This is a genomic window from Rubrivivax sp. JA1055, assembly GCF_020966565.1.
GTDB lineage: Bacteria > Pseudomonadota > Gammaproteobacteria > Burkholderiales > Burkholderiaceae_C > Rubrivivax > Rubrivivax benzoatilyticus.
The window spans coordinates 135,625-147,639 of the sequence record NZ_JAJKFP010000007.1; the positions used below are offsets into that span (position 1 = coordinate 135,625).

At 72.7% G+C, this 12,015-nt stretch carries 12 protein-coding genes; 2 read left to right on the top strand and 10 right to left on the bottom strand.

The annotated features are described in order from the left end of the window. Position 1 precedes the first annotated feature (1 nt). From LOC65_RS17145 to LOC65_RS17160, 4 genes are read right to left on the bottom strand one after another with little or no spacing between them, the layout of a single operon-like run. Entirely contained in the window at positions 2 to 1,162 is a 1,161-nt protein-coding gene (locus tag LOC65_RS17145) for a 4Fe-4S binding protein (RefSeq protein ID WP_230248404.1), read from the bottom strand. A 45-nt stretch (positions 1,163 to 1,207) separates the two neighbouring features. Next, entirely contained in the window at positions 1,208 to 2,056 is an 849-nt protein-coding gene (locus LOC65_RS17150; protein ID WP_230248405.1) for a CbbQ/NirQ/NorQ/GpvN family protein, read from the bottom strand. Positions 2,057 to 2,075: 19 nt separating this feature from the next. Next, complete coding sequence (locus tag LOC65_RS17155) at positions 2,076 to 3,503, bottom strand: cbb3-type cytochrome c oxidase subunit I (protein WP_230248407.1); 1,428 nt, start codon at positions 3,501 to 3,503, stop codon at positions 2,076 to 2,078. Positions 3,504 to 3,520: 17 nt separating this feature from the next. After that, a complete protein-coding gene (locus LOC65_RS17160; RefSeq protein WP_009857624.1) occupies positions 3,521 to 3,955 on the bottom strand; it encodes a cytochrome c in 435 nt (144 codons plus the stop codon). 158 nt (positions 3,956 to 4,113) lie between these two features. On the opposite strand from LOC65_RS17160, the gene LOC65_RS17165 reads away from it, so the two are divergent. Continuing rightward, positions 4,114 to 4,596 carry a hemerythrin domain-containing protein gene (locus LOC65_RS17165; RefSeq protein WP_230248409.1) on the top strand — a complete coding sequence of 161 codons (483 nt, stop codon included), beginning with the start codon at positions 4,114 to 4,116 and terminating at the stop codon, positions 4,594 to 4,596. Between the two features lie 61 nt (positions 4,597 to 4,657). Here the strand turns inward: LOC65_RS17165 and LOC65_RS17170 are convergent, their stop codons facing one another. Beyond that, entirely contained in the window at positions 4,658 to 5,275 is a 618-nt protein-coding gene (locus tag LOC65_RS17170; RefSeq protein ID WP_230248410.1) for a Crp/Fnr family transcriptional regulator, read from the bottom strand. 221 nt (positions 5,276 to 5,496) lie between these two features. Continuing rightward, the gene (locus tag LOC65_RS17175; protein WP_230248411.1) at positions 5,497 to 6,141 is read right to left on the bottom strand and encodes a TetR/AcrR family transcriptional regulator; all 645 of its coding nucleotides are present in this window, start codon (positions 6,139 to 6,141) and stop codon (positions 5,497 to 5,499) included. 129 nt (positions 6,142 to 6,270) lie between these two features. Between LOC65_RS17175 and LOC65_RS17180 the strand changes: the two genes are divergently transcribed. Further along, positions 6,271 to 7,716, top strand: coding sequence for a coniferyl aldehyde dehydrogenase (locus LOC65_RS17180; protein WP_230248412.1), 1,446 nt, complete (start codon positions 6,271 to 6,273; stop codon positions 7,714 to 7,716). Between the two features lie 52 nt (positions 7,717 to 7,768). Here LOC65_RS17180 and LOC65_RS17185 read toward each other — a convergent pair whose 3' ends face one another. From LOC65_RS17185 to LOC65_RS17200, 4 genes are all read right to left on the bottom strand, one after another. Then, on the bottom strand, positions 7,769 to 8,440 hold the full coding sequence (locus LOC65_RS17185; RefSeq protein WP_081467628.1) for a molecular chaperone: 672 nt from the start codon (positions 8,438 to 8,440) through the stop codon (positions 7,769 to 7,771). Positions 8,441 to 8,578: 138 nt separating this feature from the next. Further along, the gene (locus LOC65_RS17190; protein WP_230248413.1) at positions 8,579 to 9,244 is read right to left on the bottom strand and encodes a nucleoside/nucleotide kinase family protein; all 666 of its coding nucleotides are present in this window, start codon (positions 9,242 to 9,244) and stop codon (positions 8,579 to 8,581) included. A 9-nt stretch (positions 9,245 to 9,253) separates the two neighbouring features. Beyond that, complete coding sequence (locus LOC65_RS17195) at positions 9,254 to 9,673, bottom strand: GNAT family N-acetyltransferase (protein WP_009857617.1); 420 nt, start codon at positions 9,671 to 9,673, stop codon at positions 9,254 to 9,256. A gap of 811 nt (positions 9,674 to 10,484) precedes the next feature. Beyond that, positions 10,485 to 12,008, bottom strand: coding sequence for a wax ester/triacylglycerol synthase family O-acyltransferase (locus LOC65_RS17200; RefSeq protein ID WP_230248414.1), 1,524 nt, complete (start codon positions 12,006 to 12,008; stop codon positions 10,485 to 10,487). Between the last annotated feature and the right edge of the window lie 7 nt (positions 12,009 to 12,015).

Below are 12,015 nucleotides of genomic sequence, written 5' to 3' on the forward strand. Positions count from 1 at the left end.
CTCAGAACTCCTCGGCGCGGTGTTCCCGCGCCTGCGCGAGGGCGGCTGTGTGGCTGCGGCCCTCACCCCAGCCCTCTCCCGCGAGCGGGAGAGGGGGCAGTGCGGGGCCGGGCTCGAGCTCGCTCAGCCGCACGCGGGACAGTGCCAGCGCGGGTTCTGGCTCGAGTTCCCTCTCCCGCTCGCGGGAGAGGGGCAGGGTGAGGGTGGTGGAGAGACCGCGGCCTTCGCCTCGGGCCCGCAGTTCGCCCTTTCGCTGGTGCAGCGTCTCGCGCAGCGCGTCGGCGCCGGTGCGCCATTCGAGCAGCGGCGCGCGCGCCTGGGCGCCTTGCGACTGCTCGCACTGGTCCAGGCAGCGCCCGCACTGCACGCAGGAGAACATGCGGCGCTTGATGTCGCGCGGCTTCAGCCGCATCGGGCAGACCGTGTCGCAGGCGCTGCCGCCGGGGGCGGCGGCGGTGCTGCAGCGGCGGCAGTCGCGGGCACGGGCGCGGTCGTAGGCGACGACCATCGCGCGCGGGTTGGCCATCCAGGCCAGGCTCTGGAACAGCCCGACGGCGCAGCCGAAGCGGCAGAACAGGTGGCGCGCGAAGACGAACTCGGCGGTGAACAGCAGCGTCGCGACGGCCAGGAAACGAGCCTGGTTGGGCGTGGACTCGCCAGCCAGCAGCCGGCCCCAGACCTCGGCCGGCGGCAGCAAATAGCTCAGCAGCGTCACCGCCCAGAGGAACCCGAGGCCGGCGGCCAGCAGCACGAACGGCGGCCACCAGCGCCCCTCGCCCCGCGCCGTGGGGGCGGCCGCGTCCCAGAGGCTGGCGCGGCCGAGTGCACGGCGCATCAGCCGGTCCAGCGTCTCGACGACGCTGAAGTGCGGGCACAGCCAGCCGCAGTACAGCCGGCCCCAGCGCCAGGCGATGTAGAGAAAACCGACGGCCAGCACGATCGCCGGCACGAAGGCGCGCAGCAGGATGGCCAGCGCGACTTCGGTGGCGCCGATGTGCCCGGCCGTGAAGTCGGCGATGCCCAGCGTCCACGGCCGGCCCAGCAGCCAGAGCTGAGCCTCGTGCAGGTCGAAACGCAGCAGGTCCAGCGCCGGTGCGCTGACGAACAGCGCCAGGAAGGCGGCCTGGAAAAGCCGGCGGCGGCGTTGCAGGGCGGCGGACACGGGGCGGGTGCAATGGTGGCGGCCACCCGAAGGCGGCCGCGCAGTTCAGCTGCCGATCACCGCGCCGACGACCTCGTCGAGCGCGGCGGCGGTGTCGGCGTCGTCGGTCAGCGCGTCGACGATCGCCGCGCGGCAGGCGGCGCGCAGCGGCACGCCGCCGGCGGCCAGGCGGGCGGCCATCACCAGCAGCCGGGTGCTGGCCGTTTCCTCGAGGTCGTGTTCGGTCAGGCGGCGCAGCGCCTGCGCCAGGCGCACCAGGCGCGCGGCGAGCTCCGGCGCGACGCCGGACTCCATCTCGACGATGCGTGTCTCCAGCCCCGGCTCGGGGTAGCCCAGCGTCAGCGCGACGAAACGCTGGCGCGTGCTGGGCTTCAGGCTCTTCAGCAGGTTCTGGTAGCCCGGGTTGTACGAGACGACGAGCATGAAACCCGCCGGCGCGGCGAGCAGCTCGCCGGTGCGTTCGATCGGCAGCACGCGGCGGTCGTCGGCCAGCGGGTGCAGCACGACGGTGGTGTCCTTGCGCGCTTCGACGACCTCGTCGAGGTAGCAGATCGCGCCCTGGCGCACGGCGCGCGTCAGCGGGCCGTCGGCCCAGACCGTGCCCTGCGCGCCGATCAGGTGGCGGCCCACCAGGTCGGCGGCCGACAGGTCGTCATGGCAGCTGACGGTGACGAGCGGGCGGCCCAGGCGGGCCGCCATGTGCTCGACGAAACGGGTCTTGCCGCAGCCGGTGGGGCCCTTCAGCAGCAGCGGCAGCCGCTGCCGCCAGGCCTGCTCGAACAGCGCCGCCTCGCCCGCCTGTTCGGCGTAGAAAGGCAGCGCGGCCCCGCCAGCGCGGCCGGCGTCGGGCTGGAAGAGCTCCAGCCCGAGGGCGCCGCGTTCGCTCATGTCCATGGCAGCGGCTCCCTTCAGCTCAGGCTTGCGCCAGCTTGGCCGACGTCACCGTGTCCGTCTTCACCGGCTCGCCGCCGACGAAGAAGCTGGCGAAGTAGGTGAACTGGCCGAGCAGGAAGGTCACGCCGCCGGCGATGCGCACCCAGTAGAAGAAGCGCAGCTGGTCCTGGGTGGACATGAAGCTCATCGCGCCTTCGGTGGGCAAACGCTGCAGCCAGACCTGCAGGATGCCGGCGCCGGTCAGCGCCAACACCATCACGCCCATGCCGATCGACATGATCCAGAAGCTCCACATCTCGACCGCCTGGGCGCGCTGGCTGTTGGCGATGCGCCCGCGCAGCGTCGGCATCGCGTAGCTGATCAGCGTGATGACCACCAGCACGTAGGCGCCGTAGAAGGCCAGGTGGCCGTGTGCGGCGGTGACCTGCGAGCCGTGGGTGTAGTAGTTCACCGGGCTCAGCGTGTGGATGAAGCCCCAGAGGCCGGCGCCCAGGAAGCCCATCACCGCGGTGCCCAGCGCCCACAGCACGGCGGCCTGGTTCGGGTGTTCGCGGCGGCGGCGCTGCACCATGTTGAACGCGAACACCGTCATCATGAAGAACGGGATCGGTTCCATCGCGCTGAAGATGCTGCCGATCCACTGCCAGTAACCCGGCAGGCCGATGAAGTAGAAGTGGTGGCCGGTGCCCAGGATGCCGGTCATCAGCGCGAAGGCGATGATCACGTACAGCCACTTGTCGATGACCTCGCGGTCGACGCCGGTGGTCTTGACCAGCACGTAGGCCAGCAGCGCGCCGAGGATCAGCTCCCACACGCCTTCGACCCACAGGTGCACGACGAACCACCAGTACATCTTGTCGCGCACCAGGTTGTGCGGGTTCACGAAGCTGAACAGGAAGAAGATCGCCAGGCCCCACAGCCCCATCAGCAGCACCACCGAGACGCTGGTCTTGCGGCCCTTGAGCACCGTCATGCTGACGTTGAGCAGGAAGCCGAGCGCGACGACGACGATGCCGATCTTGGTCGGCAGCGGCTGCTCCAGGAACTCGCGGCCCATGGTCTGCAGCAGGTCGTTGCCGGTCAGCTCGGCGAGCTTGGCGTAGGGCAGCGTCAGGTAGCCGACGATGGTCAGCACGCCGGCGGCGAGGAAGATCCAGAACAGCGCCTTCGCCAGCTTCGGGCTCCAGAGCTCGGTCTCCGACTCCTCGGGCACGATGTAGTAGGCCGCGCCCATGAAGCCGAACAGCAGCCACACGATCAGCAGGTTCGTGTGCACCATGCGCGCGACGTTGAACGGGATGTACGGGAACAGGAAGTCGCCGATGACGTACTGCAGCCCGAGGCTGATGCCGAAGACGATCTGGCCGGCGAACAGCAGCATCGCCGCGATGAAGTACGGCTTGGCCACCGCCTGCGAGCGGTACTTGAGGACTTGGTTGGTGTTCATGGAAGGTGCTCCGGCGCTCAGCCTTCGATGTTGGGAGGCCACTTCTCGGTGTTGATCTCGCCGGTCCACTTCAGGAACTGCACGAGATCGTCGAGTTGCTGCTCGGTGAGGTCGAACTGCGGCATCTGCCGGCGGCCCGGGATGTGCGTCGGCTGGGCCTGGATCCAGGCCTTGATGAACTCGCCGCCGCGGCGCTGGTAGACGTTGCCCAGCTCGGGCGCGAAATACGCGCCTTCGCCCAGCAGCGTGTGGCAGCCGATGCAGTTGCGGGTCTCCCAGATCTTCTTGCCGGCAATGACCTGAGGCGTGATCGCGCTGGCGTTGGAGCGTTGCGGGATGCGCCGCTCGGTGTGGAAGACGAGTGCGGCGAACAGCAGTGCGAAGAACACTGTGCCGCCGTAGAACATGTTGCGGGCCATCTGCTTGGTGAACCCGCCCCGGACTTGGCTCATGGAAAGCGCCTCCTTGACTTCGGTGCGCTTATCCTCCTGATTCGCTCGGGTACTTTCCTTGAACCCGTTCAAGGATTCGACCGGAGGCCCCGGGAGAGCATCCGGGCCTGGCCCGCGAGCGGCGGGCCGCCCCGTTCCCACGTCCAGAGAACCCGACGATGAGCCCTGCCGACAAGGTCCCGCACGCGGTGACCGACCTGATCGCCCACATCCTGCTGCGCTTCCACGAGACGCACCGCGCCGAGGTCCCGGTGCTGGTGGCGCAGGCGCGTGCGCTGGCCGCCGCCGGTGTGCTGCCCGAACTCGCCGACCACCTGGAGCACATGGGCGCAGCGCTCGAGGAGCACATGTTCAAGGAGGAGATGCGGCTGTTCCCGATGATGGAGCAGGGCGGCGGCACGCTGCTGGACCTGCTGCTCGACGACCTGGAGCGCGAGCACCGCGCGCACGAGGTCTCGATCGAACGGCTGCAGGCGCTGCTGGCGCGCCTGCCGGCCACGCCCGAGGCCGCGCTGCTGGCCGCCGGCTGCCGCAAGCTGATCGACGACCTGCAGCAGCACGTGGCCGCCGAGGACGAGGACCTGTTCCTGCGCTTCGGCCCGCGGCGCACGACGGCGGTGGGGCGCGTCGTGCAGCCCTGATCGTCCCGGCGCAGACATGAAAAAGGCGCCCCGCGGGGCGCCTTCGTCTGCGGTGGCCGCCTCAGCGGCCCAGCATCGCCATCGGGTCGCCGGGCAGGCGCGCGTGGCTGCGCAGGTCGGCCAGTTCGGCGGCCGACAGGCGCTCGGCGCCTTGCGGGACCTCGGGGCGGTGCAGCGCGAGTTCACGCAGGCGCGTGGCCAGCGTCAGCGCGAAGGCGCGGGCGAAGACCTCGTCGCCGTCGCAGGCCTCGAACAGCGACTCCAGCGGCAACGCCAGCAGCTCGATCGGCTCGCGGATCACCGCGGCCTCGGCCCAGCCGCCCGGCAGGTCGAGCGCGCCGGTGACGTCGAACCATTCGCCGGGGCCGATCAGCCGGCGCTCGATGAAGCCGCCGTCGGCACCCAGGCGGCCCAGGCTGGCGCAGCCGTGGCGCACCAGCCACCACGACGGCTCGGGCCGGCGCGGCGAACCCAGCGTGAACCGCCCGGCCGGGCAACAGATCATGCGCGAGGCGTCGCTGAGCCTGACGAGCGTCGAGTCGGGCACGGTCAGCGGCGCGAAGGCGATGCGCAGCAGGGCAACGTCGTCCTCGAAAGTGCCCGTGACGAAACTCGCGTGCGCGGGCTGCGACGCCGAATCAGCGTCCGGACCTGTCGTCTCGGTCGAACACGTCATCATGTTGGTCTCCTGCATCGTGAAAAGCCGCACCGGGTGGTGGCGTCTGCTGACTCTGGCGATGCCGGGCCCGCATGGATTTGTTCCAGCACAACCCGCAGCCAACCAAGCACCCGGGCTATCCCCTGAATGGTGTTTTTTGCGATTTGGACCAGTTTACCCCCACCGGCGGCGGGGTGGGCGGGAAGCCGTGTGCTGTGGTCCGGCCGCCTCGTCGCGCGGCTTCAGGCGGTGTTGCCGGCGGCCCCGCCGGCCTGCAGCCCGGCGATGAACAGCCGGGCCGAGCGCTCGACCAGGCGCTGCGGATCGGGCGCGGTGTCGACCTCCGGATCGACCTCGAGCCGGCCGTCGACGAGCAGCTGCGCCAGCCCGTGCGCGAAGCCCCAGGCGGCCATCGCCTCGTCGGTGGCCGGTGCCGGCACGCCCAGCGCGACGAGCGCCTGGCGCAGCGTGCCGAGCACGCGGTGGCCGGCCTCGGCGAGCACCGGGTGGTCGGCCTTGCGCACCTCGGGCCCGAGCATCAGGCGGTAGATCGCCGGCTGGGCGACGGCGAAGTCGACGTAGGCGCGTGCCATCGCGACGAAACGCGCCGCCGGGTCGGCCGGCTCCGGCAGCGCGGCGAAGACCGCGCGCAGCCGGTCGAAGCCGCCGGCGGCGATGTCGGCCAGCAGCGCCTCGCGGCTGGCGTAGTGGCGGTAGGGCGCGGCGTGCGACACGCCGACGGCACGCGCCACCCCGCGCAGGCTGACCTCGGCGGCACCGCGCTCGACGAGCACACGCTCGGCCGCCTCGCGCAGCGCGGCGCGCAGGTCGCCATGGTGGTACGCCCGGCGGGGCGGCTCGTCGACAGGGGCGGCGCGGCGGTCCATCGGCTCAGTATATGCCCATGTTGACAGCGTAAACATCGGTCGATAAGGTCGGCGGCTGGGGTGGTGCCGCGCCGGCGCCGCCATGCCGAGCCCGCCCGAATGTCCCGCCGCCGAACCCAGGAGTCGCGCATGAGCGTCACCTCGCCCGTCCTGCCGCCGTCCACGCCCGCCGAGGCGCTGCCGCCGCTGCTGGAGCGCCTGCGCCGCGCCCACCGCGCCGACATGCTGCCCACGCGCGCGCAGCGGCTGGAGCGCCTGCGGCGGCTGGAGCAGCTGCTCGACCGCCACGCCGAGGCCTTTGCCGCGGCCATCGGCGACGACTTCGGCAACCGCTCGCCGGTGGAGATCCGCATCACCGAAACGATGCTGCTGAAGGCCGCGATCCGCCAGGCCCGCGGCCACCTCGGCCGCTGGATGAAGCCGCGGCGCGTGCCGACCTCGCCGGCCTTCTGGCCCGGGCGCTCGTGGCTGCTGCCGCAGCCGCTGGGCGTGGTCGGCATCGTCAGCCCCTGGAACTACCCGCTGCAGCTGGCGCTGGGGCCGCTGGTCGGTGCGCTGGCGGCGGGCAACCGGGCGATGATCAAGCCGTCGGAGCTGACGCCGCGTTTCTCGGCCGCACTGCAGGCGGCGGTGGCCGAGCACTTCGCGCCCGACGAGGTGACGGTGGTCACCGGCGACGCGGCGACCGGACGCGCCTTCGTCGCGCTGCCGTTCGACCACCTCGTCTTCACCGGCTCGACGGCCGTCGGCCGCGAGGTCGCGCAGGCCGCGGCGAAGAACCTGACGCCGGTGACGCTGGAGCTGGGCGGCAAGTCGCCGGCCATCGTCGACGCCTCGGCCCGGCTCGCGAAGGCGGCCGAGCGCATCGCCTTCGGCAAGCTGGTCAACGCCGGGCAGACCTGCATCGCGCCCGACTACGTGCTGGTGCCGCGCGCGCAGCGCGAGCGTTTCGTGGCCGCGCTGCGCACCGCGATGGCCCGGCTCTATCCCAGCTTCCGCGCCAACCCCGACTACACCAGCATCGTCAGCGAACGCCATTTCCGCCGCCTGCGCGAGCTGGTGGACGACGCCCGCGAGCGCGGCGCGACGGTGATCGAGCTGGAGGCGCCGGGCGAAGGCATCGGCCGTGCCAGCCGCCAGCTGCCGCCGACGCTGCTGCTCGACGTCGAGCCGGCGATGCGCGTGATGCAGGAGGAGATCTTCGGCCCGGTGCTGCCGATCGTCGGCTACGACGCGCTGGACGATGCCATCGCCTACGTCAACGACCGCGACCGGCCGCTGGCGCTGTACTGGTTCGGCAGCGACGCCGCGGCGCGGCGCAAGGTGCTGGCGCAGACGATCTCCGGCGGCGTGTCGCTCAACGAGACGCTGCTGCACGTCGCCCAGGAGGGGCTCCCGTTCGGCGGTGTCGGCGCCTCGGGCATGGGCGCGTATCACGGCGAGGCGGGTTTCCGCCAGTTCAGCAAGGACAAGCCGGTGTTCGAGCAGTCGGCGCTGGCGGCCACCGGGCTGATCGCGCCGCCGTACAAGCCGTCGATCGGCCGGCTGCTCGACTGGATCGGCCGCATCGCCTGAAAACGCCGAGCCCGGCGCGCGGCCGGGCTCGTGTCGCGGAGCGCGCCGCGCGTCAGGCGGCGACGGCCATCGGCGTGAACGGGTCGACCTCGTCCATCGACAGCTTGCAGGCGCGGCCGATCAGCGTCGCGGCGGCGGCGTAGTAGCCGGTGGCGGCCTTGGCCGCGAGCTGCTCGCAGTGCGCCGGCACCCAGGCCATCAGGTGGCGCGACAGGAAGCGCAGTTGCTGGGCGCGGCAGCGCTGGGCCGCGGCGTCGTCGCCCGCGGCCAGGGCCTCGCCTTCCTGGCGGCAGAGGTGGGCGACGAATTGCAGCTCGTTGCCGAGGTGGTCGGGCGCGCCGAGCAGCGCCATCGGCTCGAAACCGGCCTCGCGGTAAGAGCGCAGCACGTCGAGCACGCGGTCACCGCCGGGTGCCACGCCCAGCGCCGCCGACTCGCACGGGGCGGTCAGCGTCTCGCCGTGCATCACCATCGACAGCAGCCGCGTGCGGTCGACGGCCAGCACCGTGGCGCCTCCGGGGTGGCGGCGCGACTTGCGCAACGCGGCCAGCAGCGCACCGAGCTGCGGCGCCAGCGGGCGCGAGCCGTCGGCGGCGCCGAGCGCGGCCTCCAGCTCGTCCAGCCATTGCGGCGTCGGCCGCTCGATCACCACCCTGGCCAGCAGGCCCCACAGGGCCGCCCGCTTGCGGGCCTCGTCTCCGTCTCGTCTCGTGGTCTCGCTCATGTCGCTCTCGCCGTGGCGTGATGTGGGGTGCACGTCGCGGTTGGGTCCGCGTGGATGCCGGCCTGACCCCAGAACTGCAGCGGCCGCACCACCCCGAATGATGGGTGCCCCGTGCGGTATCCGTGGGATATCCGATCCCTAGCAAACAGGGGGGGTCGACAAGGCCGGCGGATGGCCGGGGCCGGCGTCCCAGCGCAACCTCAGGTCGGCGCACGACGCGGTGGCGGCCACGCGGCGGGCGTTCGGCTCGTCGGTCTGCTCGACCCAGGCCGCCGCGTCCGCGGCGCTGCGGCCGTGCCGGCGGTGGCGCGCGGCCAGGCGCTCGCGGCGCAGCGTGTCGTCGACCTCGACGTACCAGACCTCGTCGAGCAGCGGCCGCACGCCAGCCCAGGGCCCGTCGAGCAGCAGGTAGTTGCCCTCGGTGATGACCAGCGGCAGCTGCGGCGGCACGGCGATCGCGCCGGCCACCGGCTCGCCCAGGCCGCGCCGGTACTCGGGCGCCCAGACGGTGTCTTCGGCGGCGCGCAGCCGTGCCAGCAGCGCGACGTAGCCAGCGGCGTCGAAGGTGTCGGGTGCGCCCTTGCGGCCGCGCCGTCCCAGGCGGTCGAGCTCGGCGTTGGCGAGGTGGAAGCCGTCCATCGGCACGACCACGGCGGCCGGCGCGAGTGCGGCCGCCAGCGCCGCGGCCAGCGTCGACTTGCCGGCGCCCGGCGGCCCGGCGATGCCCAGCAGCCGGCGGCCGCCGGCACGGGCCAGCGCCGCGGCGCGCTCGGTCCAGGTGTCGGGGACGGCGGGGTGCACCACGGCGCGAGCTTAGCCGGCGCGCATGCTGTAGCCGTTCTCGCACTCGGCGGTGACGGTGAAGCCCAGGCGCTCGTAGAGGCTGCGCGCCGGGTTGCTCTTGAGCACCGAGAGGCTGACGCGTGCGCCCTGGTCCCGGGCCTCGGCCAGCACCTCGGCGATCAACCGGCTGCCGATGCCGGCGCGGCGATACGCGGGCAGCAGCTGCACCTGCTGGATCGCCCAGTCGCGGCTGCCGCGGTGCACACGCAGCAGGCCGACGGGCTGGCCGTCGAGCAGCACGACGGCCGCGCCGGCGAGCTGGGTGCGCAGCGAGGCCAGCGCCTCGCCTTCGAGCTGGGCGGCGCCCGGCCCATGGTGCAGCACCGCGATCCACGGCAGGTCCCGCTCGGTGGCGGCGCGGGTGGCGAGGATCGGCAGGCGGTCTGGCATGGCCGGGTGATTCTGGAGTGCCGGTCTCATCCGTCCAGTTGTGGAGACCGCGTAGGCTGCCGCCGGCTGTCCGCTGCGTGACATCCTCGCTGCCCGGCCTTGCGGCGGCGGGCTTACAGTGGCCGCATGGCCACCCGTCACACGCATCGCGGCCGCCCGCGGCTGCTGCATTCGGCGCTGGAGGCGCGTGTCTTCGCCGAACTGGCGGTGCTGCCGTGGACGCTGCCGGCGCTGTCGCTGGCCGCGCCGCGCGGCGACGGCCATCCGGTGCTGCTGCTGCCGGGCTTCATGGGCAGCGAGCTGTCGCTGATCGGCCTGGAGCGTTTCCTGCGCCGCCGCGGTTATGCCGTCGAGACCTGGGGCCTGGGCCGCAACGTCGGCTTCAACCCGCGCCACGCGACCGCGCTGGAGCAGAAGATCCGCCACATGGCGCACCGCGCCGGGCGGCCGGTCAGCCTGGTCGGCTGGAGCCTGGGCGGCGTGTTCTCGGTCTACGGCGCGCACCAGGCGCCGGAGTGCGTGCGCCAGGTCGTCACGCTGGGCAGCCCGGTCAGCGTCGATCCCGAGGGCAGCGCGTCGCCGCCGCTGGTCAAGGCGATGTACCGGCTGATCGCCCATCCGCACGGGCCGTCGGCGCACACGATGCAGCCGCGGGCGAAGAAGCTGCGCGAGCGCGTGCCGCTGGCGGTGCCGGTGTCCTGCCTGTACTCGCTCAGCGACGGCGTCGTGCCGCCGCAGGAGGCGACGATCGAGGGCGACCCGGCGCGGCACGAGAACATCCGCGTGCCGGGCAGCCACCTCGGGCTGGGTTTCAACCCGGTGGTGCTGTGGATCGTCGCCGACCGCCTGGCGCTGCCGGACGGCCGCTGGCGGCCTTTCGAGCCGCACGGGGCCTGGGGCCGGGCCTACCGGCTGCTGACGCACCGCGCGCTGCCGGTCTGAGCGGCGCCGGTGCCGCCGCGGCCAGCGCCAGATACTCCTGGAAGCTGTCGCGCACCGCCTGGGTGAAGGCCTCGGGGTCGGGCACCAGCTCACGGCAGGACGTCGGCGAGACGACGATGCGGCCGTCGTACTCGGTGACGGCGAACACCAGCCCCATGCCGTCGGCGATCGGCAGGATGGCCGAGAAGTAGGTCATGCGCGCGCCGCACAGGTACAGCGGCTGGCGCGGGCTGCCGACGGCGGTGACGGTGCAGCAGGCCGCCGGCCGGCGCAGCTCGTTCGCGCGCAGGCCCAGCCAGCGCGAGGCGAGCTTCATCGTCGCCGCGGGCGCGTGCTCGGCCAGCTCGGTGAGCCCGCGTGCGGCCTGGGCGCGCAGCCCGGCACGGGCGCTGGCGGCCTGGCGCTGGATGTGGCGCAACCGGGCGACCGGATCGTCGATCGAGGTGCCCAGCGACACCAGCTGCCACGGCGGCTCGACGCCGGGCTCGGGCACCGCGCCGGCGACCGGCGCGATGGCCTCGAGGTCGGCTTCGGGCAGTTCGCCCTGGGCCTGCAGATAGCGCCGCAGGCCGCCGGCGCAGACCGCGAGCACCGCGTCGGTGACGGTGGCGCGCGGCACCAGCGCGCGGATGCGCTCGAACTCGGCCACCGTGAAGCGGCGCGTGTCGAACACGCGGTGCGGCGAGACCACCGAGTTGAAGCGGGTCGCGTGGTGCTGCTCGGGCGCGACGACGTCGGCGGCGAAGGTCCAGGCCACCGGCGCCAGACGCAGCAGCGGTGCGGCCAGCGACAGCGGCGACAGCGCGGTGTGCAGCGCGCCGCGCGCCAGCAACTGCAGCGCGCCGGGTGCGCGTTCGGGGAACCAGGGCTCGGGCGGTTCGGCGCGCGGCGGCTCGGCGACGAGGTCGTGCAGCGCCTCGACGATCTCGTGGCGCCCGGCGACGTCGACGGCGGCGTGGTGGATCTTGGTCAGCACCGCAAAGCTGCCCGGCGGCAGGTCGACGAAGCTGTCCAGGCCCTCGATGACGTAGAGCTCCCACAGCGGCCGGTTCAGGTCCAGCGCGCGGGCGTGGATGCGCGAGGCCTGGATGCAGAACTGGCGCCAGTCGCCCGGCTTGGGCAGCGCGATGTGGCGCACGTGGTACTCGAGGTCGAAATGCTGGTCCTCGACCCAGTACGGATAGTCCAGCTCCAGCGGCACGCGCAGCAGGCGCTGGCGGAACACCGGCGAGCGCTGCAGCCGACCGGCGACGTGCGCCAGGATGCTCTTGAAGCGCACCGTGCCGCCCGGCGCGGTGCTCTGGTCGTAGATCTGGACGAAGGTGACGTTCGCGTTGGCGTGCGTCGTGTCGGCGTAGAGGAAACCGGCTTCGTGGCCGCTCAGCTGGCGCATGGGGTCT